Origin of the sequence: Kluyvera sp. NPDC087067, from assembly GCF_044745165.1 — a bacterium.
In the GTDB taxonomy this organism is placed as follows: Bacteria; Pseudomonadota; Gammaproteobacteria; order Enterobacterales; family Enterobacteriaceae; genus Kluyvera.
Window position 1 is genome coordinate 702,900 of record NZ_JBIUZS010000001.1, and the last position, 24,965, is coordinate 727,864.

Annotated in this window: 27 protein-coding genes; 8 read left to right on the plus strand and 19 right to left on the minus strand. The window is 52.9% G+C overall.

Annotated elements, in window-relative coordinates:
- Nucleotides 1-11: 11 nt before the first annotated feature.
- From rnt to ACIPDS_RS03420, 4 genes are all read right to left on the minus strand, one after another.
- The gene (gene rnt, locus ACIPDS_RS03405) at nt 12-659 is read right to left on the minus strand and encodes a ribonuclease T (RefSeq protein ID WP_400732581.1); all 648 of its coding nucleotides are present in this window, start codon (nt 657-659) and stop codon (nt 12-14) included.
- A 104-nt stretch (nt 660-763) separates the two neighbouring features.
- Entirely contained in the window at nt 764-1,171 is a 408-nt protein-coding gene (gloA, locus tag ACIPDS_RS03410) for a lactoylglutathione lyase (protein ID WP_166513964.1), read from the minus strand.
- Nucleotides 1,172-1,242: 71 nt separating this feature from the next.
- On the minus strand, nt 1,243-2,340 hold the full coding sequence (locus ACIPDS_RS03415) for an alkene reductase (protein WP_400732584.1): 1,098 nt from the start codon (nt 2,338-2,340) through the stop codon (nt 1,243-1,245).
- Between the two features lie 56 nt (nt 2,341-2,396).
- Nucleotides 2,397-2,993: a TetR/AcrR family transcriptional regulator gene (locus tag ACIPDS_RS03420; protein ID WP_400732587.1), complete on the minus strand. Its 597-nt coding sequence runs from the start codon at nt 2,991-2,993 to the stop codon at nt 2,397-2,399.
- A gap of 142 nt (nt 2,994-3,135) precedes the next feature.
- Here ACIPDS_RS03420 and ACIPDS_RS03425 point away from each other — a divergent pair, with 142 nt between their 5' ends.
- Together ACIPDS_RS03425 and ACIPDS_RS03430 are read left to right on the plus strand one after the other, a co-directional pair.
- Nucleotides 3,136-3,375 (plus strand): DUF1289 domain-containing protein, encoded by a 240-nt coding sequence (locus tag ACIPDS_RS03425; RefSeq protein ID WP_400732590.1) that lies wholly within the window; start codon nt 3,136-3,138, stop codon nt 3,373-3,375.
- A 49-nt stretch (nt 3,376-3,424) separates the two neighbouring features.
- Complete coding sequence (locus tag ACIPDS_RS03430) at nt 3,425-4,321, plus strand: aldo/keto reductase family oxidoreductase (RefSeq protein WP_166513960.1); 897 nt, start codon at nt 3,425-3,427, stop codon at nt 4,319-4,321.
- 42 nt (nt 4,322-4,363) lie between these two features.
- Here the strand turns inward: ACIPDS_RS03430 and ACIPDS_RS03435 are convergent, their stop codons facing one another.
- The 3 genes from ACIPDS_RS03435 to ACIPDS_RS03445 are packed head-to-tail and all read right to left on the minus strand — an operon-like array spanning nt 4,364 to nt 7,491.
- A complete protein-coding gene (locus tag ACIPDS_RS03435; RefSeq protein WP_400732594.1) occupies nt 4,364-6,388 on the minus strand; it encodes an FUSC family protein in 2,025 nt (674 codons plus the stop codon).
- Nucleotides 6,385-7,245 carry an efflux RND transporter periplasmic adaptor subunit gene (locus ACIPDS_RS03440; protein ID WP_400732596.1) on the minus strand — a complete coding sequence of 287 codons (861 nt, stop codon included), beginning with the start codon at nt 7,243-7,245 and terminating at the stop codon, nt 6,385-6,387. The genes ACIPDS_RS03435 and ACIPDS_RS03440 overlap by 4 nt, the downstream gene beginning before the upstream one ends.
- 9 nt (nt 7,246-7,254) lie before the next feature.
- Complete coding sequence (locus ACIPDS_RS03445) at nt 7,255-7,491, minus strand: DUF1656 domain-containing protein (protein WP_400732598.1); 237 nt, start codon at nt 7,489-7,491, stop codon at nt 7,255-7,257.
- 195 nt (nt 7,492-7,686) lie between these two features.
- Between ACIPDS_RS03445 and slyA the strand changes: the two genes are divergently transcribed.
- Nucleotides 7,687-8,127, plus strand: coding sequence for a transcriptional regulator SlyA (slyA, locus tag ACIPDS_RS03450; RefSeq protein ID WP_400732601.1), 441 nt, complete (start codon nt 7,687-7,689; stop codon nt 8,125-8,127).
- 41 nt (nt 8,128-8,168) lie between these two features.
- Here the strand turns inward: slyA and ACIPDS_RS03455 are convergent, their stop codons facing one another.
- Together ACIPDS_RS03455 and slyB are read right to left on the minus strand one after the other, a co-directional pair.
- Nucleotides 8,169-9,527 carry a GGDEF domain-containing protein gene (locus ACIPDS_RS03455; protein ID WP_400732604.1) on the minus strand — a complete coding sequence of 453 codons (1,359 nt, stop codon included), beginning with the start codon at nt 9,525-9,527 and terminating at the stop codon, nt 8,169-8,171.
- Nucleotides 9,528-9,731: 204 nt separating this feature from the next.
- Nucleotides 9,732-10,199: an outer membrane lipoprotein SlyB gene (gene slyB, locus ACIPDS_RS03460; RefSeq protein ID WP_166513954.1), complete on the minus strand. Its 468-nt coding sequence runs from the start codon at nt 10,197-10,199 to the stop codon at nt 9,732-9,734.
- Between the two features lie 266 nt (nt 10,200-10,465).
- Here slyB and anmK point away from each other — a divergent pair, with 266 nt between their 5' ends.
- The 5 genes from anmK to pdxY all read left to right on the plus strand — a co-directional run bounded on the left by anmK (nt 10,466) and on the right by pdxY (nt 15,044).
- A complete protein-coding gene (anmK, locus tag ACIPDS_RS03465) occupies nt 10,466-11,590 on the plus strand; it encodes an anhydro-N-acetylmuramic acid kinase (RefSeq protein ID WP_400732608.1) in 1,125 nt (374 codons plus the stop codon).
- Between the two features lie 91 nt (nt 11,591-11,681).
- Nucleotides 11,682-12,005 (plus strand): C-type lysozyme inhibitor, encoded by a 324-nt coding sequence (mliC, locus tag ACIPDS_RS03470; RefSeq protein ID WP_166513952.1) that lies wholly within the window; start codon nt 11,682-11,684, stop codon nt 12,003-12,005.
- Between the two features lie 57 nt (nt 12,006-12,062).
- On the plus strand, nt 12,063-12,719 hold the full coding sequence (pdxH, locus tag ACIPDS_RS03475) for a pyridoxamine 5'-phosphate oxidase (protein ID WP_400732611.1): 657 nt from the start codon (nt 12,063-12,065) through the stop codon (nt 12,717-12,719).
- 125 nt (nt 12,720-12,844) lie between these two features.
- Nucleotides 12,845-14,119 carry a tyrosine--tRNA ligase gene (gene tyrS / locus ACIPDS_RS03480; protein WP_400732614.1) on the plus strand — a complete coding sequence of 425 codons (1,275 nt, stop codon included), beginning with the start codon at nt 12,845-12,847 and terminating at the stop codon, nt 14,117-14,119.
- A gap of 64 nt (nt 14,120-14,183) precedes the next feature.
- The gene (gene pdxY, locus ACIPDS_RS03485) at nt 14,184-15,044 is read left to right on the plus strand and encodes a pyridoxal kinase PdxY (RefSeq protein ID WP_400732617.1); all 861 of its coding nucleotides are present in this window, start codon (nt 14,184-14,186) and stop codon (nt 15,042-15,044) included.
- Nucleotides 15,045-15,242: 198 nt separating this feature from the next.
- Here the strand turns inward: pdxY and gstA are convergent, their stop codons facing one another.
- The 10 genes from gstA to ACIPDS_RS03535 all read right to left on the minus strand — a co-directional run bounded on the left by gstA (nt 15,243) and on the right by ACIPDS_RS03535 (nt 24,899).
- Entirely contained in the window at nt 15,243-15,848 is a 606-nt protein-coding gene (gene gstA / locus ACIPDS_RS03490) for a glutathione transferase GstA (RefSeq protein ID WP_400732620.1), read from the minus strand.
- A 147-nt stretch (nt 15,849-15,995) separates the two neighbouring features.
- Nucleotides 15,996-17,501 carry a dipeptide/tripeptide permease DtpA gene (dtpA, locus tag ACIPDS_RS03495; RefSeq protein WP_166513947.1) on the minus strand — a complete coding sequence of 502 codons (1,506 nt, stop codon included), beginning with the start codon at nt 17,499-17,501 and terminating at the stop codon, nt 15,996-15,998.
- A 593-nt stretch (nt 17,502-18,094) separates the two neighbouring features.
- Nucleotides 18,095-18,730, minus strand: a complete 636-nt coding sequence (gene nth, locus ACIPDS_RS03500; RefSeq protein ID WP_166513946.1) for an endonuclease III — start codon at nt 18,728-18,730, stop codon at nt 18,095-18,097.
- Nucleotides 18,730-19,425, minus strand: a complete 696-nt coding sequence (locus ACIPDS_RS03505) for an electron transport complex subunit E (protein WP_400732625.1) — start codon at nt 19,423-19,425, stop codon at nt 18,730-18,732. Before ACIPDS_RS03505 ends, nth begins: the two co-directional genes overlap by 1 nt.
- 3 nt (nt 19,426-19,428) lie before the next feature.
- Nucleotides 19,429-20,049, minus strand: coding sequence for an electron transport complex subunit RsxG (gene rsxG / locus ACIPDS_RS03510; protein WP_400732628.1), 621 nt, complete (start codon nt 20,047-20,049; stop codon nt 19,429-19,431).
- A 9-nt stretch (nt 20,050-20,058) separates the two neighbouring features.
- The gene (rsxD, locus tag ACIPDS_RS03515) at nt 20,059-21,111 is read right to left on the minus strand and encodes an electron transport complex subunit RsxD (RefSeq protein ID WP_400732630.1); all 1,053 of its coding nucleotides are present in this window, start codon (nt 21,109-21,111) and stop codon (nt 20,059-20,061) included.
- Nucleotides 21,112-23,232: an electron transport complex subunit RsxC gene (rsxC, locus tag ACIPDS_RS03520; RefSeq protein ID WP_400732633.1), complete on the minus strand. Its 2,121-nt coding sequence runs from the start codon at nt 23,230-23,232 to the stop codon at nt 21,112-21,114.
- Nucleotides 23,225-23,800, minus strand: a complete 576-nt coding sequence (gene rsxB / locus ACIPDS_RS03525) for an electron transport complex subunit RsxB (protein WP_400732636.1) — start codon at nt 23,798-23,800, stop codon at nt 23,225-23,227. The genes rsxC and rsxB overlap by 8 nt, the downstream gene beginning before the upstream one ends.
- Entirely contained in the window at nt 23,800-24,381 is a 582-nt protein-coding gene (rsxA, locus tag ACIPDS_RS03530; RefSeq protein WP_166513940.1) for an electron transport complex subunit RsxA, read from the minus strand. Before rsxA ends, rsxB begins: the two co-directional genes overlap by 1 nt.
- 77 nt (nt 24,382-24,458) lie before the next feature.
- Nucleotides 24,459-24,899, minus strand: a complete 441-nt coding sequence (locus ACIPDS_RS03535) for a DUF2569 domain-containing protein (RefSeq protein WP_166513939.1) — start codon at nt 24,897-24,899, stop codon at nt 24,459-24,461.
- Nucleotides 24,900-24,965 lie beyond the last annotated feature (66 nt).

The following is a 24,965-nucleotide window of genomic DNA, read 5'->3' on the forward strand; positions in this document are numbered from 1 at the left end:
TTTTTATACGATTATTCTTCAGTGGCTATCGGCAGCGGCCAGCCGCCAAGGCGCTTCCAGCGGTTGACGATTTCGCAGAACAGAATCGCGGTTTGTTCGGTATCGTACAGCGCCGAGTGGGCCTGGCTGCTGTCGAAATCCATACCGGCGGCCGCGCAAGCTTTTGACAGTACCGTTTGTCCAAGCGCCAGCCCGCTGAGTGCCGCCGTATCAAAGGTTACAAACGGGTGGAACGGATTGCGTTTGAGCGAGGCGCGTTCGGCGGCGGCCATCATGAAGCTATGGTCGAAGGTGGCATTGTGCGCCACCATGATCGCGCGGTTGCAATCCGTATCTTTCATCCCTTTGCGTACCATCTTGAAAATGGCATGCAGCGCGTCGTATTCGCTGACTGCGCCGCGCAGCGGGTTATTTGGGTCAATGCCGTTGAAAGCGAGCGCTTCTGGAACAAGGTTGGCTCCTTCAAATGGCTCAACGTGAAAATGCAACGTGTTATCCGGCATCAGCCAGCCTTGCTCATCCATTTTCAACGTGATTGCTGCTACTTCGAGCAGAGCATCCGTTTTGGCATTGAATCCTGCGGTTTCAACATCAATCACCACGGGATAAAACCCACGAAAACGGTCGCAAAGACCATTGAGCTGCACATTGTCGGACATCTGAATCTCTTAACTTAGAAAAAGTAGCGCGCATTATGGCAAATTTTGCCGCGGCTTGGAAAGGCGGGAGGAGAAAACGGGTACCCTAAGGCACCCGCTGGAGATTAGTTGCCAAGACCTTTGCCGGCATCCTTCTCTTCGATCAACTCAATTTTGTAGCCGTCTGGATCTTCGACAAACGCGATAACCGTCGCGCCGCCTTTTACCGGGCCTGCTTCGCGCGTGACGTTACCGCCATTTTTGCGAATGCGATCGCAGGCTTCTGCTGCATTATCAACGCTCAGCGCGATGTGACCGTAAGCCGTTCCCAGGTCATATTTGTCTACGCCCCAGTTATAGGTCAACTCAATCACTGCGGTGTCGCTTTCATCGCCGTAACCGACGAATGCCAGGGAGTATTTGTATTCGGTGTTCTCGCTGGTGCGCAGCAGTTTCATGCCCAGAACGTTGGTGTAAAACTCAATAGAGCGTTGCAGGTCGCCGACACGCAGCATGGTATGCAGTAAACGCATGATATCCCTCGTCCTTACTTATGAATAATATCCTAGTATAGCGGCGCAAAGGCGCCGCTATCAATGAAGGATCACAAAGTCGGATAATCGGTATACCCTTCAGCACCACCGCCGTAGAAGCTTTCTGGATGCTGTGGGTTCAACTCGGCTTTGCGTTGCAGACGGGCTACCAGGTCCGGGTTGGCAATATAAGCGCGACCAAAGGCAACGGCGTCAATTAACCCTTTTTCAATCAGCTCTTCTGCTTTTTCCGGCGTGTATGCGCCAGCACCAATGATTGGGCCGTGGAAACGGGCGCGCACTTTTTCGCGGAAAGCATCGCTGTACGGTTCGCCGCCCGCCCAATCTGGTTCGGACATGTGCAGGTAAGCAATGCCGCGTTTGCCCAGTTCTTCAATCAAATAAAGCGCATCTGCTTCTTCATTCGGGCCGTTATCGACGTTCTGGAAGGAGCCAATTGGCGATATGCGAATACCGATACGATCGGCACCCCATTCTTTGATCCCGGCATCAACCACTTCAAGCACCAGACGAGCGCGGTTTTCAACGCTACCGCCGTACTCATCGGTACGATGGTTAGAAGAAGGGGACAGGAACTGGTGCAACAGATAGCCGTGGGCTGAGTGCAGCTCAACTAAATCGAAGCCAGCTTCACGGGCGTTAGCGATAGCCTGACGGAAATCATTAACGATACCCGGAATTTCACGGGTTTCCAAAGCGCGAGGCAAAGACGTGTCGACACGGATAGCATGACCGTTTTCATCACGAAGCGAAGTACGGGTATTGGCACTCAGTGCAGAAGGCGCAACCGGCGCTTCACCATTGGGTTGCAGGCTGCTGTGAGAAATACGTCCGGTGTGCCATAGCTGCACCGCGATACGACCGTTTTCAGCATGCACACCCGCGGTGATTTTCTTCCACGCGGCAATCTGCTCTGGGCTGTGCAGGCCTGGTGCGCCCTGGTAGCCTTTCGCCTGAGCGGAAATCTGGGTTGCTTCGGAGATAATCAGACCCGCGCTTGCACGCTGGCGATAGTATTCACCCATCAACGGAGTCGGGATATCGCCTGGCACGATGCTACGCAGACGCGTCAGTGGGGCCATAAACACGCGGTTTGGGGCGGTCACCGCACCCACTTTAAGTGGGGTAAACAATTTCTCTTGTGACATAATGACTCCTGAGTAGACCGGTCGTCTAGTGATGTAAGAAATAAAAACGCCGGTGATTAATCCGGCGCAGCAATCAGATTCCTGACGTGCGTGAGTGCGCTTTCAAGCGGCGCGGCGCTGCGCGCCATTTTGGCCTGCAAGTTCGCCCCTAACCACAGCGAGTAAAGTACCTGCGCTGTCGCTGCGGCTTCACCGACAAAGTTTAAACATCCTTCCCGGCGGCCATTTTCCAGCGCTTGCGCTAACAAAAACATGATCTGGTTAGCGCCTTTGTTCATTTCAGCGCGCATATCTTCTGACAGATCGCACACTTCAGCAGAGAGTTTGACGGTTAAACAACCGCTGATCAAACCCTGCTGGCAAAATTGGGTGAGCGTGTGCTGATAGTAATCCAGCAGGCGGTCGCGGTAGTTGCCGGGGCCCTGCGTGAAGTGCTCAACCAGACGCAGATGATAATCGGCAAAGTGCCGCTCCAGCATGGCGACGCCAAACGCCTCTTTTGAACGGAAATAGTGATAGAACGATCCTTTCGGCACCTCGGCCGTTTTCAGGAGTTCGCTCAGACCCATTCCGGTAAATCCGCGATGCATACAAAGACGCTCGCCGGTAGCCAGAATGTGTTCACGGGTATCATGTTCAATAGATTTGCTCATGCGCTGAACTGTAATAGACCGATTGGTCTAATGCAACTCTATTTTTGAAAAAGCAGCCTGATAAGCTCTATGACCAAGAAAAGTTGCGTCCGTAGAGTTAAACGTCTTCAATGAAAGGATAACGAGGTAAAAGGGGGCTAACGTGGCGGAGCAACTGGAGTTTTTCCCGGTTCAAAGTCCATGCCGGGGAATATGTCAGGCGGATGAGCGCGGATTTTGTCGCGGCTGTTTTCGCAGCCGGGAGGAGCGCTTTAACTGGCAAAATATGAGCGATGGGCAAAAGCAGGATGTTCTGCGACTGTGTCGCCAACGGTTATTGCGTCAATTGCGCGCAGCCAAGCCTGATAACGTTGAAGAACCTCAGCAGCCCTCACTGTTTTAAACGCAAAAATGCGTATACTCGAGAACAATTTTTTTTAGAGGAAATGGTCATGGTTCAACGTATTACCCTGGCGCCGCAGGGCCCGGAATTTTCGCGCTTTGTGATGGGTTACTGGCGTTTGATGGAGTGGAACATGTCCGCTCGGCAACTGGTGAGCTTTATTGAAGAGCATCTGGATCTCGGCGTGACCACCGTTGACCATGCGGACATTTACGGCGGCTACCAGTGTGAAGCGGCCTTCGGTGAGGCTTTGAAGCTGGCGCCGCACCTTCGTGAGCGGATGGAAATTGTCACCAAATGTGGCATCGCAACCACCGCTAAACCTGAAAATACCCTCGGGCACTACATCACCGACAGCAACCATATCATCCACAGCGCTGAACAGTCGTTGCGTAATTTATCGACGGATGTACTCGATTTACTGCTAATCCATCGCCCCGACCCGCTAATGGATGCCGACGAAGTCGCTCAGGCATTCCTCACGCTACACCAGAGCGGAAAAGTGCGACATTTCGGCGTCTCGAACTTTACCCCGGCGCAGTTCACCTTGCTGCAATCGCGCCTACCTTTCACCCTGTCAACCAATCAGGTTGAGATCTCCCCGATTCATCAGCCAACGCTGCTTGATGGTACGCTGGATCAGCTGCAGCAGCTGCGTATTCGTCCGATGGCCTGGTCTTGTCTGGGCGGTGGTCGTCTGTTTAATGATGATGAATTCCAGCCGCTGCGCGATGAGCTGGCGCAGGTGGCTAATGAGCTGAATGCCGGCAGTATTGAGCAGGTGGTCTATGCGTGGATTATGCGTTTGCCGTCGCAGCCGTTACCGATAATCGGTTCTGGTAAAATTGAGCGCGTGCGTTCTGCGATTGTGGCGCAATCGCTCGATATGACGCGACAGCAGTGGTTCCGCATCCGTAAAGCGGCGCTTGGCTACGACGTACCGTAAGCATCAAGAGGCAGATTGCTTTTACCGTCTGCCTCTCATCTCTCACGCCGTCTGCTCGGTGAGCGTACCGGGCGTCGGCGCCGTTTCAAGCTGTGAAAGCGAGCAGTAAAGACGCCACAGAATAGAAGCCAGCTCGCGCGCAGCCGGTTGATGATGGTGGGAAAGAACGTCGCAAATTCGCTGTAATTCCTGCAACGTGACCGCCAACGGACGCTGTTGCACTCCTCGTTCACTCATCACATCGCGCAATAGACCAATCGCCATATCGCGCACCTGCGAGAGTGGGTCTGAACGCGCTTCCCAGCCGCGTAGTTGCCATACCACATGCGAACAGTTCAGCAGCACCACGCCCCAGCGTAATAACCAGCGACGAGCCGGTTCGTCCTGACTGGTGCTTAATTGGCTAACGTGATGATAAACAAGGGATTCAAACTCATGTTCGCTGTTATCGGGATGACGACTCAGCTGATCGACAAAGTGACGCCGTAACGCACGGATGTGGCGGCGGCTTTTACGGGCGTCAGAACCCGGCGTCAGTACGGCAAAGGCCAGCCAGGCTAGCCCAACGCCGATAATTTTGGCCAGGTTATCATTGAGGAAATCGGCAAAGTTATAAACCGGCGGATTGGTGACGGCGATAAACGATCCCATAAAGACAATTAACGATCCCCAAAGCCTGGCCTGCTTGGGAATTTGCAGCTTGAGCAACTGCATCGTCACCAGTAACGGGAACAGGAACAGCATAAACTGCCACAGGTCGCTTATCTGCACCATCAAACCAAATTTCACGCCAAAGCTGAAAATAGAGAGCAGCACCAGCGTACGCAATAATAAGGTCAATGAACTGTAGGGGGACGGTACGTTTGAGTACAAAACGCAGGAAATTGCCGCCAGCGTCAGTGCCGCTGCGCCCGATTCCCATTGCGTGCTGATGCTCAAAGCGCCGATGCTGACTAACGCAAAGAAGGTGCGGATGCCGCTCCAGGCGGCTTCCGCATGGTCTGTATGTCGCATCAGTGCAGGGGCGGCCGGGACGGAAAACTCGGTGATAGCCGAGGCGCTTTCCAGCCGCCGCAGCCACTGGCTGGTGCTGATATAGAGTCGGCAGAAGTAACGCAGACGGTGCCAGAAGGCATGATGACGGTAATTTTGCCGATCGTGAGGGGCCAGCGGCGCAATAATACGGGCGACGGTGTAGGCGTCGCAGTTGGGTTTAGCGAGCGCTTGCAGCAATTGTTCCAGCACCGGACGAATCGTCGGTGGCGCATCCGGCCAGTTCATCATCAGGCGGCGCAGGCTGGAGATAACGCTGGTCAGGCGTAGCTGCTGGTGTAGCAGGTAGTTAAGTAGCTTATTTTGTCTGCGCAGCCGATAGTGGCTCCAGAATGCCTGAATGCGCAGCAGGTTCATGGTCAGGATCTGGCTTATTACGCTCTGGTGTGCTGAGCGAATCGCGTCAGTCGTCACCGGTTGCCAAAGCAAGCTGGCATGTTCCAGCAGGCGGGCGTGCATATTTTTCAATGCCGTGAGCAGGGCGCTACCGTCCGAGGTGCTGGGCAGGATCATCATCATCAGGCCGCCGCAAAGAATACCGACGATCACTTCACAAACGCGCGCCTGGGCAATTTCCCAGAGCCTGGTGGCGTCCACCACATTAATAATTGGGAAGGCAATGATAGCGCAGGTATAGCCTGCTAGCTGAAACGCATAGGCGACGTTGTTGGTGTACATCGCACAGGCCCAGGTACACAAGGCCAGCCAGCCTGACATGGCGAACAGAAAAAACCACGGGTCGGTCATGGTGTGTCCGGCAATCAAAATGGCGGCGCTGGCACCCAATAAACTGCCGGCAATGCGGCCCAGACTTTTACTGATTACCCCGCCTACGGTGGGAAAACTGACCACCGCGGCGGAGGTCATTGCCCAATAGGGCTCATCCAGATTCAGCCAATAGGCAATACTCAGCGCCAGACACATGGCGAAGGTATTGCGCAGCGCATAGCGCCACTGCGGCGACGTCGCTTTAACCCACGGCAGTGACGCCCACGTCAGGCTGGGAAAGGTCATTGCGGCTTACCGACAATAGAAACGGTACAAGTTGTCCCGGCGACCAATAAAGTCTCGGCTGGCAGAGCATCAAACTGAATACGCACAGGAACACGCTGGGCCAGGCGAACCCATGGGATGGTGGGCTTGATATCGGCAACCAGTGAACCGTCAGCCGCCAGGCTCTGATCGTGAATCGCACGACCGATGCTGGATACGTGACCCTGTAACTTTTTATTGTCGCTGTATAAAACGATATCAGCTCGGTCACCTTCCCGGATATGGCGCAGCTTCGTTTCTTCAAAATATCCCACGACATAAAATGAGTGGCTGTCGATGAGTGCAAACACCGGGTGACCAATGGCGGCATAGTTACCGACGCGAGTGGTCAGATTCGTGACCCATCCATCAACGGGCGCTTTGACATCGGTTTGCGTAAGCTGCCACTGGGCATGAGCTCGTTCAGCTTTGGCAGCGTCGGCGTTAGCCTGGGCCACTTTTAGCGCCATATTAGAGGCTTCACGATCTTCTGCAGAGATAGCATTAGCGGAGAGACCGCGGCGGCGAGCGGCTTCATTGCTGGCGCGGGACAGCTCAGACTGGGCTTTAGCCAGCTTTGCGTCAGCGTTCATCAGCGCAATCTTCCACGGCGTCGGATCAATGGTGAACAGCGTCTCACCCGCCTTCACGAACTGGTTATCTTTGACGTTGAGGGTCAGTATGCTGCCGGAAACCTGAGGCGTAACATCCACCTGTTCGGCGCGGATTTTGCCATCGCGGGTCCACGGTGACTGCATGTAATAATTCCAGACAAACCAGACGGCAACGATGGCAAGAGCCGCGATTAACAGCGTGGAGAAATATTTAAGCTTTTTCATAGGACGACGTTACCACCAGACCAGAATCATCAGCGCAAGGCAGACGGAAAGGGCGAAAAAAGAGAGATCCATTAACAGCGGGTGCCAGATATCGCCGGCATACATCCAGTCGCGTAAGGTTCGGTGGATTAGCAACCAAAAAAGGAAGCCGAGAAGAACCGCTTTGAATAAAGGTGGAAAATAAATTGATGCGCCCACGACGAGATCTTGTAGCGGTAGCCCGGGAATGTTGAAATTCGACTTCACAAGCAAAAATCCTTTGCGATTATGACGTTATGGTTCGATGTTATGTCGTGTTTTGAAATAAATAAACATCATTTGTAACAGTGTAATCCATGACGCGCGTTTGCGGGCACGTGGCAATTCATTTGTTTTGCTAATTTAAATACTGCACACTATTCTAAAATCAGTATAATAACTTAGCAAGCTAATTATAAGGAGATGAAATTGGAATCGCCATTAGGTTCTGATCTGGCACGGTTGGTGCGCATTTGGCGTGCTCTGATTGACCATCGCCTGAAACCTCTGGAACTGACGCAGACGCACTGGGTTACGCTGCATAATATTCATCAGCTTCCACCTGAACAGTCGCAAATCCAACTGGCTAAAGCGATTGGCATTGAACAGCCGTCACTGGTTCGAACCCTGGACCAACTGGAAGAGAAAGGCTTAATCTCTCGCCAGACCTGTGCGAATGACCGTCGTGCCAAACGCATTAAGTTAACGGAGAAAGCGGAACCTCTCATCGAGAAGATGGAGGCGGTGATTAGCCATACCCGTGGTGATATCCTGGCGGGCGTTTCTGCTGAGGAACTGACTTTATTGACCACGCTTATCCGCAAGCTGGAACAAAATATCATCGAGTTACAATCACGCGATTGATAACCCAAAAACCCGCGAATCTCGCGGGTTTTTTCTTACATTTATTCCCAGACCACCACCCGATTTCGGCCCGCGCTTTTCGCTCGGTACATCGCTTCATCCGCCCGACGCACACACTCTTCTACCGATATCGACAAATCGATGGCGGTAAACACGCCCATACTGATCGTTATTGGCTCCGGCAGCTGATTGAGGCTACTTTCAGTATCGTGCTGACTAATAGCCAATCGAATGCGTTCAGCGACGGACTGTGCAACTTCAGGCGAGGTATTGACCAACAGCAGGGCAAATTCTTCACCGCCAATACGCGCAGCAATATCGTTCTGACGTACAGAATCCTGGAGTACTTTAGAGACAAACTGAATGACCTTGTCCCCTTGCAGGTGCCCGTACTTATCATTGATGCGCTTAAAGTGGTCAAGGTCGCTGACGATAACCGACACCGGATGGCCAGAAGCAATGGCCGGCAGCAAAGCGGTGAATGAGTCATAGAAGTAGCTACGATTGTACAGCCGCGTTAATGGGTCGCGGATGGAGTTCTGGTATGAATTCAGGTATTTGGTATTGGACTGACGGTAGAGCGTAAACACGTCGCAGAACAGAACAAAGATAAGGAACAGCGTTGAGATGGTTTCAAATAGCCGAGCCTGATACCAGCTGTAGCTTGCAGTGTCCTGGCCTGTCATCAGCACGAATAGCGTAAATATATAGCAGGAGCAAAAGAATGCTCCACTGTACCAAAAAATATTGCGCAATTGTGTAATAAGTAAAATGATCAGCAGCGCCAGTATCCAAATGCATATTAAGGACCAGCTAATAACCGTCAGCCAAACATTAGAATATTTAAAGGTGTTATTATCAATGAATTCTACGCTTAGCAGTGGGTTATTACTGGAGTATAACCAGGCAAGCCACATCGCCGAGAGACTAAAAAGAACAATCACGCTAATGATTATAAAATGGATTTTTCGTGTATGCATGGCTGTAGTTTTAAAAGCATACAGAATAACTGAAGTAATAAAAAGTACAGCCATCATGAAGTTACGGAATGAGAAAAATATCAATGCATCATTATAATTGGTGATATTCAACCCGCCGCATAAAAACCAGTTGGGGTAGCTTTTTAGCGTTCCAAGCATCAGCAAGGCAGAGGAGGCGAAGGCCAGCGCGATGGGAACCAGATACAGGCGTCTTTTGTCACATAAATACTTCATGATCATAAACACGGCGATCATGGTATGAAAGACCATCAGGAAAATGGTCAAAGTAGGAAATAGAATAGGCGCAATTGCCGGAACATGTCTTATGACGACATTCGAAAAATGATTGAGCAGCAATGTACCAATAAGCGTAATGGTAAGATAAATCAAAAAACGTTGCCGTGGGAAATTTAAAAGCATAGATGCGTCCTGTTTACGCTAAGCGTTTCAATTCTGGGCTTCCTGGCCCTCTATGGCTTTAGTGTACTTGATTCAGGGTAAAGAAATATTGTCCGGGCGCAAATAATAGATTGGCCGAATGTCAACATTATATTCATGTTGCGAATATAATTAGATTGCGAAGGGAGGGGAATACGTGGCCATAAGGCCACGCATGACGTCAAATTAACGTGGTGAAACGGTGACCTGGCTGCCGTTGCTAGCCATCACGACGCGCTGACCAGCAGAGAAGCGGGTATCGCCTTGTTTCTGCACCACCATAATGGTGTTACCGTCATCTTTACGGATCTCAAGCTCAACACCCTGAGTTTTATTCATCGCGCCCTGAACACCTTGACCTGCTACGCCGCCAGCCACAGCACCCGCTGCGGTTGCCAGAGATCGTCCGGTACCGCCACCGACCGTGTTCCCGAGGAAGCCACCCAACACCGCGCCACCAATGGCACCGATTACGTTACTTTCATCACCGCCCTGAATCTGAACAGGACGAACGTGGACAATCGTACCGTAGGTCACGTTCTGGACCTGTTTCGCCTCGGATGCCGAGTAAACATCACCGGACAGGCCGCTGTTGCCGGCACATCCGGCCAGGGATAAACCAATCATTGAAACAGCCAATACACGTAACATCATTATGAATCTCCAGTTCACGAGAATTGCTCTTATGAGCATCCATACAGAACAATTATATGGTATTTGGTCGAAGGGGTCATACACTCCGCATTTATTATTAATGAGAATAATCTAAACAGCTTTAACCAACGTTAAACACGCCCTTATTTCAAGGACGACATTGGCCCCAACGGCCACCATTTTGTTAAAAAATATTATGAGTCAATAGCATTACCTGTCGCTTTATGGTGGAGTGTTGACTTTGCAAAGTTGACTAAGGACAGCGTATGAAATCAGGGCGATATATTGGCGTTATGTCAGGAACCAGTCTTGACGGTGTGGATGTGGTACTGGCAGCAATTGATGAAACCCGCGTAGCGCAGCTCGCAAGCCTGTCCTGGCCCATTCCCATCGCTCTGAAAGAGGCCGTTCTGGCTATCTGTCAGGGACAGCCGCTCACGCTCTCTCAGCTTGGCCAACTGGATAATCGGTTGGGGCATCTGTTTGCTGATGCCATCCTCGCACTTATGGAACGGGAACACCTCAAACCGCAGGATATCGTGGCCATTGGTTGTCACGGACAAACGGTCTGGCATGAGCCGAAAGGGGACGCGCCGCATACGATGCAAATTGGCGATAACAATATTATTGTGGCGCGCACGGGCGTGAGCGTGGTGGGTGATTTTCGTCGTCGCGATATGGCGCTCGGCGGGCAGGGCGCGCCGCTGGTTCCCGCCTTTCATCAAGCATTGCTTATGCATCCAGGCGAGCGCCGGATGATCCTCAATATTGGCGGCATCGCTAACCTTTCCTTATTGGTGCCCGGTCAGCCTGTACGGGGGTTTGATACCGGCCCTGGAAATATGCTGATGGATGCCTGGATCTGGCGAAACCTCGCTAAGCCGTACGATAAAGATGCCGAGTGGGCAAACGACGGTAAAGTTATTCTGCCGCTATTGCAGGATATGTTAAGCGACCCGTATTTTGCGGCCCCGGCGCCAAAGAGTACCGGTCGTGAATACTTTAATTACGGTTGGCTGGCACAGTTCCTGACCCGTTACCCGGGGCTGCGTCCGCAAGATGTGCAGGCTACGCTTGCGGAGTTGACGGCGGTGACCATCGGCGAGCAGGTGATGCTAAGTGGCGGATGCGATCGTCTGCTGGTCTGCGGCGGTGGAAGTCGTAACCCGCTGGTGATGGCGCGTCTTGCCGGACTGCTGGCCGGCACTGAAGTGGCGGCAACGGATAAATACGGTATTAGCGGCGACGATATGGAAGCACTGGCCTTTGCCTGGCTTGCCTGGAGAACCGTTGCCGGATTGCCGGGAAATTTACCGTCGGTGACCGGCGCTTCTGAGGCTAGCGTATTGGGAGCTATTTTTCCCGCAAACCCTCAGAATAATAAGAGTTAACTGAAATCATCTTTTACAGCAGGCCTGTAGACTTAGCCTAAACGGGAGTGTGAAATGACTCCATGAATGAGAAAGTCGTAAGGCCTGAAAAATGAAAAAAATACTGATTGCTGTTGTCCCTTTGATGCTGGCCGGGTGTAGTACCTACAACCAATTTATGGAACGTATGCACACCGATACGCTGGAGTATCAGTGTGAAGAAAAACCGCTGACGGTACATTTAAATAATCCTCGCCAGCAGGTGAGCTTTATCTATGACAACCAACAGCTCAATCTGACCCAAGGCATGTCTGCTTCAGGCGCGCGTTATACCGATGGAATCTATGTGTTCTGGTCGAAAGGTAATGAAGCGACGGTCTATAAGCGCGACCATATTGTTTTAAATAACTGCCAGTTGCAAAACCCTAAGCGTTGAGATTTTCACCCGGGCGGCGCACAATAATGCCACCTACTGATTACCTTCAAAAACGCCATGTCTGATAACGACGATCTGCAGCAAATCGCGCATCTGCGCCGAGAGTACACCCGTGGCGGCCTGCGTCGCCACGATCTTCCTGCCCAACCTCTACCGCTTTTTGAACGCTGGCTGGCCCAGGCCTGCGAAGCACGGTTAGCCGACCCAACGGCAATGGTGGTGGCGACGGTGGATGAAAACGGTCAGCCGTACCAGCGTATCGTGTTGCTTAAGCATTATGATGAGAAAGGTCTGGTGTTCTATACCAACCTCGGCAGCCGCAAGGCGCATCAGCTGGAAAAAAATCCGCATATTAGCCTGTTGTTCCCGTGGCATATGCTGGACAGGCAGGTGATGGTTATCGGTAAAGCAGAACGACTGTCGACCCTCGAAGTGATGAAATATTTCCACAGCCGTCCTCGTGACAGCCAGATTGGCGCTTGGGTATCCAAACAATCCAGCCGCATTTCTGCGCGTGGGATCCTCGAAAGCAAATTCCTCGAACTAAAGCAGAAATTCCAGCAAGGTGATGTGCCGTTGCCAAGTTTCTGGGGCGGTTTTCGCGTAAGCGTTGAGCAAATGGAATTCTGGCAGGGCGGTGAACACCGTCTACACGATCGTTTTTTGTACCAACGTGAAGCCGACGCCTGGAAAATCGACCGACTGGCACCATAAAGGACTAAATTTGTTGTTTTAAGCGCTAGCGCTGAATGCGCCAGCGCTTTATTCTATATAGCTTTCGCGTCTGGCGAAAAGTCGTGTACCGGCAAAGGTGCAGTCGGATAGAGATGGAGAATTTGATGGCAAGCAGTAACTTGATTAAACAACTGCAAGAGCGGGGGCTAGTCGCCCAGGTAACGGACGAGGTAGCGTTAGCAGAGCGACTGGCGCAAGGCCCGATCGCGCTCTATTGCGGCTTCGATCCAACCGCTGACAGCTTGCATTTGGGGCATCTTGTTCCTTTGTTATGCCTGAAACGCTTCCAGGAGGCAGGGCATAAACCTGTCGCACTGGTTGGCGGCGCAACGGGTCTGATTGGCGATCCGAGCTTTAAAGCCGCCGAGCGTAAACTGAACACCGAAGATACCGTGCAGGAATGGGTTGCCAAAATCCGTAAGCAGGTTGCACCGTTCCTCGATTTCGACTGTGGCGAAAACTCGGCGATTGCCGCGAACAACTACGACTGGTTTGGCAGCATGAACGTGCTGACCTTCCTGCGTGATATCGGCAAGCATTTCTCTGTTAACCAGATGATCAATAAAGAAGCGGTGAAGCAGCGTCTTAACCGTGACGATCAGGGGATCTCATTCACTGAGTTTTCCTACAACCTGTTACAGGGCTATGATTTTGCCTGCCTGAACGAGCTGCACGGCGTCGCGTTGCAGATTGGCGGTTCTGACCAGTGGGGCAACATCACCTCCGGTATCGACCTGACCCGTCGTCTGCATCAGAATCAGGTATTCGGTCTGACCGTTCCGCTTATCACTAAAGCAGATGGCACCAAGTTCGGTAAGACAGAAGGCGGCGCGGTATGGCTTGATCCGAAGAAAACCAGCCCGTACAAATTCTATCAGTTCTGGATTAACACCGCTGACGCTGACGTTTACCGCTTCCTGAAGTTCTTCACCTTCATGGACATTGCAGAGATCAATGCGCTGGAAGAAGAAGACAAAAATAGCGGCAAAGCGCCTCGCGCCCAGTACGTGCTGGCCGAAACGGTGACCCGTCTTGTGCATGGCGAAGAAGGCCTTGTCGCGGCAAAACGCATCACCGAAAGCCTGTTTAGCGGTTCTCTTAACGCACTCAGCGAAGCGGACTTCGAACAGCTAGCGCAAGATGGTGTGCCGATGGTCGAAATGGAAAAAGGTGCCGACCTGATGCAGGCGCTGGTGGATTCTGAGCTGCAACCGTCTCGTGGTCAGGCGCGCAAAACTATCGCCTCCAACGCGGTCACCATCAACGGTGAAAAGCAGGCTGACCCGGAATACTTCTTTAACGACAATGATATTCTGTTTGGTCGCTACACACTGCTGCGTCGTGGTAAGAAAAATTACTGTTTAATCTGCTGGAAGTAATCTTCCAAAACAGGGGGGCGTGGGAAACCACGCCCCCTTCTTTTTTGTCGTCTGAGTAGAACCCATGAACAATATCCTCGCCATTCAATCCCACGTTGTTTTCGGTCATGCGGGCAACAGTGCCGCAGAATTCCCTATGCGCCGTCTTGGCGCGAACGTCTGGCCCTTAAATACCGTTCAGTTCTCCAACCATACCCAGTACGGTAAGTGGACGGGCTGTGTGATGCCGCCTGCGCACCTGACGGAGATTGTGCAGGGGATTGCGGATATCGACCAACTATCGCGCTGTAGCGCCGTGCTGAGCGGTTATCTGGGGTCGGCTGAACAGGGTGAGCATATTCTCGGTATTGTTCGTCAGGTCAAAGCGGCGAACCCACAGGCGAAGTATTTCTGCGATCCGGTGATGGGACACCCGGAAAAGGGCTGTATCGTGGCACCCGGCGTGGCGGAGTTTCATAAGCGCTATGCGCTGCCGGCAAGCGACATTATTGCCCCGAATTTGATTGAGCTGGAGATGCTCTCTGAGCGGCAGATTACTGATGTGGCCGGGGCCGTCGACGCTGCCCGCGCACTTATCGCGCTCGGCCCGAAAATTGTGCTGGTGAAACATCTGGCGCGCGCGGGCTATAGCGTGGAGCGTTTTGAAATGCTGCTGGTAACGGCTGACGAGGCCTGGCATATCAGCCGTCCGCTGATTGATTTCGGCGCAAGGCATCCGGTTGGCGTTGGCGATGTGACCAGCGGTCTGTTGCTGGTGAAATTGCTGCAAGGCGCGACCCTACGTGACGCGCTTGAGCATGTCACTGCGGCGGTTTACGAAATTATGGTCACGACAAAAGAGATGGGCGAGTACGAACTGCAGGTCGTTGCCGCACAGGATCGTATTGCGAAGCCGGTGCATGTATTTAGCGCAACGCTATTGTAATTAGCCTGCGCGTCCCGGCGTCGCATTCGCATTAGAACGTAGGCCGGATAAGGCAACGCCGCCATCCGGCGGCAATGCGCGCGGCTATGCCTGATGGCGCTGCGCTTATCAGGCCTACAGGTCGCTGATGTTCACAATATCGACAACCATGGGTAGCCCGGCCTGGCGCAGCGACGCCGGGTGATAATCAAACTACGGCTATTTCAGCCCTTCAGCCGCGAGCGCTGCCGCAACCGCAGGACGCGCTGCTACGCGCGCCATATAGTCCGCTATATGCTTATATCCCGCTATATCCAGCTTCACGGCAAATGCCCAGCGCAGTACGGTAAACAGGTATGCATCGGCAATGGTGAAGCGTGAACCGGTAATCCACTCCGCGTTTGCCAGGGACTCATCCACATACGCGAGCTTCTTATCTAAAAGAGCCCGTACCGCTGGCTTGTACTCTTCTGGCGTATCCGGGCGGAACAGCGGCGTGAAACCTTTATGAAGCTCGGTAGCAATAAAGTTCAGCCATTCGAGAGTCTTATAGCGATTGATACTGCCCACCGGAGCTAGCAACTGGCGGTCGGCAACGCTATCTGCGAGATACTGCATAATAGCCACGCCTTCGGTCAGCAGCGTGTTATCGTCCAGCAATAGTGCAGGAACCTGGCCTTTTGGGTTCACCTTCAGAAAATCGTCACCGTTTTCCATACGTTTTTGCATCAGGTCGACGCCAATCAGCGAAAAATCCTTTCCGCTTTCCCGTAAAGTGATGTGCGATGCGAGGGAACATGCGCCGGGCTTATAAAACAATTTCATGGGTAACTCCTTCAGACTTCGGTTATTTTTGTGGTCCATCAGCAGAAGGGCGGCTGGGGGATATCAACGTATGTTAGTGCCTGCGCCAATAAAAAAAAAGCCGCTAACAGAAGTTAGCGGCCCAAATTTTTGTGTTTCCCGATGACATTATGCGGAGGCGGCTTTTCCATCCGTAGCAGGGAGTGGATCGTCCTGCGTCATGCGGTTCAGTTTTGGTGCAGTCAGCAGCATCAGAGCGGCGACAATAGCGGTAGCCACACCAATTTGCAGGAATACGCGACCATAAACTTCCAGAGACATCACTGGATCGGTAACGTTTTCCGGTACCGCCATCATCCCTGCAACATAACCACCGATAAGGTTCGCACCTGCGGTTGTCAGGAACCAGCTACCCATGATGAAGCCCATCAGGCGCTGTGGAACCAGCTGTGCAACCATCGCCAGACCCAGACCGGAGATCATCAGCTCACCGATACTCTGCAGTGCGTAGCAGATGATAAGCCAGTTCACGGAAACGATACCTGCGTCGGTGGCGAATTTCGCGCCCAGCGGCAGCACCAGGAAGGCACCAGAGCACAGCACCATACCGATGGCAAACTTGGTTGGCATTGGCAGCGTGTCGCCCATCTTGTTGTAGATAGCGGCAAGGATTGGGCTACCGATGATGATCCAGAACGGGTTCAGAGCCTGATATTGTTCCGGTTCGAACGCGATACCCAGAATGGAGTGCTCAACGTTACGAATTGCGAAGAAGTTCAGAGACGTTGGCATCTGGCTGTACAGCACGAAGAAGATAATCGCTTCCAGCATCAGGATAAAGGCGACAATCATCTTACGACGAGCAGCACCCTGCATAGCGAAGGCTTCTTTACCGAAGATAAAGACGATACCCAGCGCAATTACGCCCAGAACCATACGTGCGATTTCCTGGTTGTGCAGCAACCACGTAGCAATAACGACCAGGATAACAACGCCGATGATGGTCAGCAGCAGGTTACGGAAGTTGATCGGTTCAAAATCGGGTTTAGAACCGTACTGTTTAACCCAACGCTGGCAGAAAGCGAAGTTCACGACGGTAATCAGCATACCGACAACGCTCAGCGCGAACGCAACGCTCCAGCCGTATTTCGCGGCGAGCCATGGTGTTGCCAGCATAGAGAAGAACGAGCCGATGTTGACGGACATATAGTACATAGTAAATGCACCGTCCAGACGCGGGTCGTCCTTGGCATAGCAGGTTGACAGCAAGGAGGATGGGTTAGCTTTGAACAGGCCATTACCCACGGCAATGGTTGCCATACCCATATAAACGATAGCAGCGTCGTGACCAGACCATGCAACCAGCGCATAGCCGATTGCCAGGACGATAGCACCCAGCATAATGACACGCTTCGTTCCCAGAACTTTATCACCCAGCCAGCCGCCGATAGCGACCAGACCGTAAACTAATGCGCTGAAGGAAGAGAACAGGGTGATAGAATCTGCTTCAGACATGCCCAGTTGTTTAACCAGGTAAACGGCCATAATGCCTTGCAGGCCGTAGAAGCCAAAACGCTCCCATAACTCGATAGAGAAAATGAGATAGAACGCTTTAGGTTGTTTGAAGGCGTTTAAACTTACGCTTTCCGTTGGTTTATTGTTTGCAGTAGACACATATACCTCTTATTTACATCCCATCTTAATGGGGGGTGTACTGGGTGGAGTGCTCGTTTTGGCATCCACCTTATAGTTATTCTGGAGGGAAACGGGAAGTAATGTTCACTATCCTGCGCCATCAGACAAGGGTTTTGCAATACTCCGTTACAAATTAAAAGACTGGTACAATCGACCAACATTCCAATTGTTATTTAGCGTTAAATTTCATGCTTTAAAAATAGACGGTTTTTTATTCTAAAAAATAGGGGCAAAATTGGCACTATAACCATATCTTCTGCTGATAAGGCTTATCTATAGTGATATAGGCTGGATTCTGAAAAATTGTTGGATGATCATCTTGTGCTGACCCGGCGTTTCATCGTATTGCGATCGTGGGTTTGCTTGTAAAGAAACATAAATGCAACATAGTGTTACTTTCATGATCTGGTCAGTGATTGTATAGAAATTTTCGTGTTCGATGACATGTTTAACCTCTATAAACGTTATATAGCGGTGATTAATGCCAGAAACTGAATAATTATATGAGATTAAAGAGGGCTTAAGCACTGAGGGAGTGCGGCGGGGCGACTTGCCACCCCGCAAATCTTCGGCTAGATATCGACTTTCTCTTTGAATTCGCAAAGATCTTCAATAATACATGACCCGCAGCGAGGCTTGCGCGCGATGCAGGTATAGCGGCCATGTAAAATCAGCCAATGGTGGCAGTCGACCTTGAATTCAGCGGGTACGACCTTCAGCAGCTTCTCTTCGACCTGCTCAACGTTCTTGCCGGGTGCGAAGTTTGTCCGATTGCAAACGCGGAAAATATGGGTGTCGACGGCAATCGTCGGCCAGCCAAAGGCTGTGTTTAGCACCACGTTGGCGGTTTTGCGGCCCACGCCCGGTAACGCTTCAAGCGCCGCACGGTCTTCCGGGACTTCGCCGCCGTGCAGGTCGAGCAACAGGCGGCAGGTTTTAATGACGTTCTCGGCCTTGCTGTTAAAAAGACCAATCGTCTTGATGTAATTTTTCACCCCTTCGACGCCCAAATCCAGCATCGACTGCGGCGTGTTCGCCACCGGATACAGTTTCGCGGTGGCTTTATTCACGCTCACGTCGGTGGCTTGCGCCGAAAGCAGAACGGCAATCAGCAATTCAAACGGCGAGGTGAAATTAAGCTCGGTTGTCGGATGCGGATTGTTGTCGCGTAGACGGGTTAAAATTTCCAGACGTTTTTGCTTATTCATTACGCTTTCTCTGCCGTTTCCACGCCAACGTTATCCGCAGCAACGGCCTTAGCACGACGCTGCTTTGTGCGTTCATCAATCAGATATTTGATGGCGAGCAGCATTCCCAGACCAATGAAAGCGCCTGGTGGTAACATGGCCAGCAGGAATGGGGTATCGGTATGGAAAAGCTCGATCCGCAGTGATTTGGCCCAGCTGCCGAGTAAACCGTCAGCGCCATCAAACAGAGTACCGTTGCCCAATAGTTCGCGGATGGAGCCCAGTACGAACATGGTACAGGTCGCGCCCATACCGATGGCAAAGCCATCAAGAGCCGATAACGCCGGGCCTTTTTTCGCGGCGAAAGCTTCAGCGCGGCCCACGACGATACAGTTGGTCACGATAAGTGGGATAAAGATGCCGAGCGATTGATACAGCCCGAACGCATAGGCATTAATCAGCATCTGCACGGCGCTCACCACCGAGGCGATGATCATCACGTAAATCGGGATTCGGATCTCAGCCGGAGTCCACCGGCGCAGACTTGAGATCGCCAGATTGGTCAGCGTCAGTACCAGCGTGGTGGCAAGTCCCAGGCCTAAGGCGTTGGTCGCGGTGGAGGTGACCGCCAATAGCGGACACATGCCTAATAGCTGTACCAACGCGGAGTTATTCTTCCAGAGTCCCTGGACAATAACCTCTTTTACCTCGCTCATAATTTACTCTCCACAGGCTTGCAGTTGTGAAAGCTGATCGGGCAGCGTTTCGGCATACAGTCCGGCACGCTTCACGGCGTTAACCACCGCGCGCGGGGTAATCGTGGCACCGGTGAACTGATCGAATTGCCCACCGTCTTTTTTGACCGCCCACAGATTGTCATTCGCGCCGCTGATTTTCTTACCGGCAAACAAGGTTATCCAGTCCGACAAACGCAATTCGATTTTATCACCCAGCCCCGGCGTTTCATGGTGTTCAGTCACGCGAGTACCGAGCACTGTACCCTTGAAATCGGCGCCCACTAACAGCTGAATGGCACCTGAGTAGCCGTCTGGTGCTGTGGCTTCCAGCACGGCGGCAACCGGTTTATCGTCCATTCGGGCGATATAGACCTTATGCGGGCCTTTGCCCAGCTCCGGGGCGTCGACCACGAAGCAACTTTTCAGCAGGGCGTTATTATAGCTATCAGCGGGAACCACCTGCTGGAACAGCGCATTTTGCTGTTTCTCCGCCTGTTCGTCGATGGTGTGCTTCGTTAGCTGGTTAATTGCCGCCGTCAGCCCGGTAGAGCCTGCGGCAAACAGCGCCAACGTGACACCGTGTTTACGCATGGTTTTTAACATGCTCGCTCCTTAGCGGTGTCCGTATGCGCGTGGGCGCGTGTAGTAATCAATCAGCGGCACGGTGATGTTCGCCAGTAGCACTGCAAATGCTACGCCATCCGGGTAGCCGCCAAAGCTTCGAATAAGCCAGACCAACAGGCCCGCCAGGGCGCCAAAAATCAGGCGGCCACGGTTAGTGGTCGAGGCGGTAACGGGGTCGGTGAGAATAAAGAACGCGCCGAGCATCGTTGCGCCAGACAGAAGATGCATCTGTGGCGAGGCCACGTTTTCCGGGTGCAGCAACCAGCCGAGCGTGGAACATACGGCAAGGCTTACCAGGAAGCTGACGGGAATATGCCAGCGGATGGCTTTTTGCCACAGCAGGAACAGTCCACCCACGAGGTACGCAATATTGACCCACTGCCAGCCGATTCCCGCAAGGGCACCGTGGTAAATGCTGGCGCTAAGGATATGCTCAACAGACTGCCCGGCATGACGCGAGGTTTTGAAGGTATCAAGCGGCGTGGCCTGGCTGATGCCATCAATCCCAAGCTTCAGCGCATTCATGTCCTGACCTGCGGCAGTGTGGCCGGTGAAAATCATCTGTACTGCATCGACTAAGCCCGGAGTGGTCGCGGCGATATCATGCGGCGGTAGCCATGAGGTCATTTGTACCGGGAAAGAGATCAGCAACACGACATAACCGATCATGGCCGGGTTAAACGGGTTCTGCCCCAAACCGCCGTAGAGCTGTTTGGCAATAATGACGGCAAACACGGTACCGAGCACCACCATCCACCATGGGGCAAACGGCGGGATACTGATAGCCAGCAGCAAACCGGTGAGCAGGGCAGAATTATCTGCCAGCGTCTGGGTAATATTCTGCTTACGCAGACGGAGCACCAGAGCCTCGGCAAGCCAGGCGGTCACAATGGCCAGGATGAGCTGAATAAAGGTTCCCCAGCCGAAAAACCAGCTCTGCACCAGAATACCGGGCAGGGCGGCAATCACCACCAACGTCATGATGCGTGAGGTTTGGCGGTGATTGTGGGTGTAAGGGGAACTTGCGATTTTGAAAACCATTTAATCCTCGTTAACGGCCTGAGCGGCTTTCCTGGCTTGAACACGGGCAATGGCCGCTGCGACGGCTGCTTTGCGTGGATCGTCGTTGGCGGCAGGTTCATTGATATCCTGCGTGACCGCTTTACGTGCTTTTGCGCGCGCGATAGCCGCTTCAACTGCGGCTTTGCGCGGGTCGACGGCTTCAGCGTCGGTTGCTGCGGCGACTGACGCCTGCTCGGCCTTACGCGCTTTCGCACGCGCGATAGCCGCTTCGACCGCGGCTTTACGCGGGTCGATGGCTTCAGCGTCGGTTGCTGCGGCGGCTGACGCCTGCTCGGCCTTACGCGCTTTCGCACGCGCGATAGCCGCTTCAACCGCGGCTTTACGCGGATCAACGGCTTCAGCGTCGGTTGCTTCGATGACTGGAGCTTGCTCGGCCTTACGTGCTTTCGCACGCGCAATTGCCGCCTCGACCGCCGCTTTACGCGGATCAACATCGCTATCAGCCGATTGCTGTTTCTGCGCCTGGGCAGCACGCGCTTGCGCTTTGCGAGCCTCACGCGCTAAGGCAACGGCGCTGTTATCAGGATGAGCACCCGATTGAATCACAATCGGCTGGGTTGCCTTGTGCTGTTTATCCTTCACGCGCGCAAGGGCGGCATGAATGGCATCTTTATCTTGCGCGGCTGGTTGAACGGCGGCTTTTTTATGCCGTTCTTCGCGAGCCGCTTTCTCACGCTCAAGACGCAGTTGGCGGGCCTCAAAGCGCGCTTTGGCTTCTGCCGCTCGCTGTTCTTCAAGACGTATTTCGTGAATTTCGGCCTTTTCCTCACGGAAATACTGCACCAGCGGAATGCTGCTCGGGCACACCCAAGCGCAGGCGCCGCATTCAATGCAGTCGGCGAGATTGTGCGCCGTTGCTTTGTCGTGCTGTTGGCCTTTGCTGAACCAGTACAACTGCTGAGGCAGCAGATCGGCAGGACAGGCGTCGGCGCAGGCGCTACAACGAATGCAGCCTTTTTCTTCTTCAGGTTCGCCCATCTCTGAGGGCGATGGCGCCAGCAGGCAGTTGGTGATTTTCACCACCGGCACGTCCAGCCAGGGCAGGGTAAAGCCCATTAATGGGCCGCCCATAATCACCATCTGTTCACTGGAAGGGCAGAAATTAGCGTGGGTTAACAGGTGCTGCACGGGCGTCCCCAGACGCGCCCAGACATTGCCTGGCTGACCGATAGATTCACCCGTCAGCGTGACCACGCGCTCGGTTAACGGCTCGCCGTCGATGATCGCCCGTTTTACCGCAAACGCTGTGCCAACGTTTTGCATCAGCACGCCGATATCCGATGAACGTCCGCCGTGCGGAACCTGTTTGCCGGTGAGAATTTGCGTTAACTGTTTTGCGCCGCCGGACGGATATTTGGTTGGAATGACGCGCAGGTGAATATTATGGCAACCCGCCAGCACCGCGCGCATCATCGAGATAGCCTGCGGCTTATTATCTTCAATACCAATCAGCACCTGCTGCGGTTGCAGGATGTGCGCGATGATTTGAATCCCCTCGAGGATTTGCGCCGCACAGTCCTGCATTAAACGATCGTCTGCGGTGATATAAGGTTCACACTCGGCGGCATTGATAATCAGCGTGTCAATTTTGTCGCCGCCGCCGCGCAGTTTCACGCCGGTCGGGAAACCTGCGCCGCCTAAACCTGCAACGCCAAACTGGTGAATACGCTCAATTAAGGCTTCGCGGCTGTGATTTTTATAATCTGCCCATCCTTCGCGAGGGATCCAGATGTCTTCACCGTCGGCCTCAATGATCACGCTCATCTCCGGCAGGGCGGAAGGGTGAGCGGTGGCGTGTGGAGCAATCGCAACCACGGTACCGGATGTGGGGGCGTGAACCGGCAGCATTTTCCCCCAACCGCGCGTGAGCGGTTGACCACGGAGCACGCGATCGCCGGGCTTAACGCTGAGTTCACCCTCAGCACCAATATGCTGTTTCAGGGGAATAACAAAACGCTGGGCGAGCGGCAGTTGACGCAGCGGCGTACCGTTAGACTGGGTTTTCATTTCCGGTGGATGAATGCCGCCGTTAAAGTCCCAGACTTTGTCTTTTTTGAATGCGGAAAATAGCTTAAACATGGTGTTCCACAGGAATAATTCGTACCGGGATGGTTTGCAAATCCCATTTCCAGCTGTCGGTGGTCGTCTCTACCGGGCGCATATCAATGCACTGCGTTGGGCATGGCGCCACGCAGAGGTTACAGCCGGTACAGAGATCGCTCACAACGGTATGCATCGCACGGGTTGCGCCGACAATGGCGTCAACCGGGCAGGCCTGAATACATTTCGTGCAGCCAATACAGTTGGCTTCATCGATTACCGCCAGCATCCGCGCTGGTTCAGCGGCGGATTCATCCGCATCGATAGGCTGAGGATCGACGTTTAGTAATTCGGCGATTTTAAGCATGACGGCTTCGCCACCGGGGGCGCAGCAGTTAATTTTTTCACCGTTGCTGACGGCTTCGGCGTAGGGACGGCAGCCGGGATAGCCGCATTGCCCACATTGGCTTTGCGGTAGCAGACCATCAATTTTTTCGACAACCGGATCATCCTCAACGGCAAAACGGCGTGAGGCGTATCCGAGAATGACGCCAAAAATCAGCCCTAACAGGCTTATTGCAGCGACAGCAATCCAGAAGGTCATCATTACAACTTCACCAGCCCACTAAAGCCCATAAAGGCCAACGACATTAATCCTGCGGTGATCAAAGCAATAGCGTTGCCACGAAACGGGGCGGGGACATTAGACACCACCAGGCGTTCGCGAATCGAGGCGAACAGAACCATCACCAGCGAGAAACCGACGGCGGCGGAGAACCCGTACAGTGCCGATTGCAGGAAGTTGTGGCCAAGATTAATGTTCAGCAGCGCCACGCCTAACACGGCACAGTTGGTAGTAATAAGCGGCAGGAAGATCCCCAACAGGCGATAGAGCGCCGGACTGGTTTTACGCACCACCATTTCGGTAAATTGCACAACCACGGCGATAACAAGGATAAAGGCCAGCGTCCGCAGATAAATTAAATCGAGCGGAATAAGGATCCAGTTATCAATAAGCCAGGCGCAAATAGAGGCAAGGGTCATCACAAACGTCGTGGCCAGTCCCATTCCCATGGCGGTTTCCAGTTTTTTGGACACGCCCATAAAAGGGCATAGCCCAAGGAACTTCACGAGAACGAAGTTGTTTACCAGAACCGTACCGATAAAGAGCAATAAATAGTCAGCCATCATTCGACCTGTAACAAAAAAAGCGGCCTATTATCTGACAAAGAGCATCAGGCGACAACAGGTTAACTGTGGGGTTATTACGTACGCGTAAAGGTCCGTTTTACCCGCGATGAGCGCTTGAGATAAGGCACGATAAGTGCAGCAGCCAGCAACGGTAACAGCAGTTGACGCACGGCCAGGTCGTCGGCAATAGGTGAGAAAGCGAAAGCTTTGACAGCCAGAATTACACCCACCATCAACCAGATAATGTAATGTTTCGGTACATTACTGCGACGTTTAAAGAAAGCAAACGTCAGCCAAAGCGTGTAATACCACATGGCGATAAATGAAATAAACGACAGCGCCAACAGGACGATGTTGCTTGTCCCAAGGTCTTTAATCAGCGAGAGCGTTTGTGGCGCAAAGAGCACGGTGGTGAATTTAAATAAGGTCACGGTGACGCTTATTAATTGCACAATGAGCCAGGCCAAAGGGCCAAGCAACCATCCGCCAATGCGTTCAGCAGAATTATCTGACATGGTGTCTCCTGAAAATCAGCGCCAGTCGTGCGAAAATATAGGGCGAGGAGTATAAGCAACTGGCGC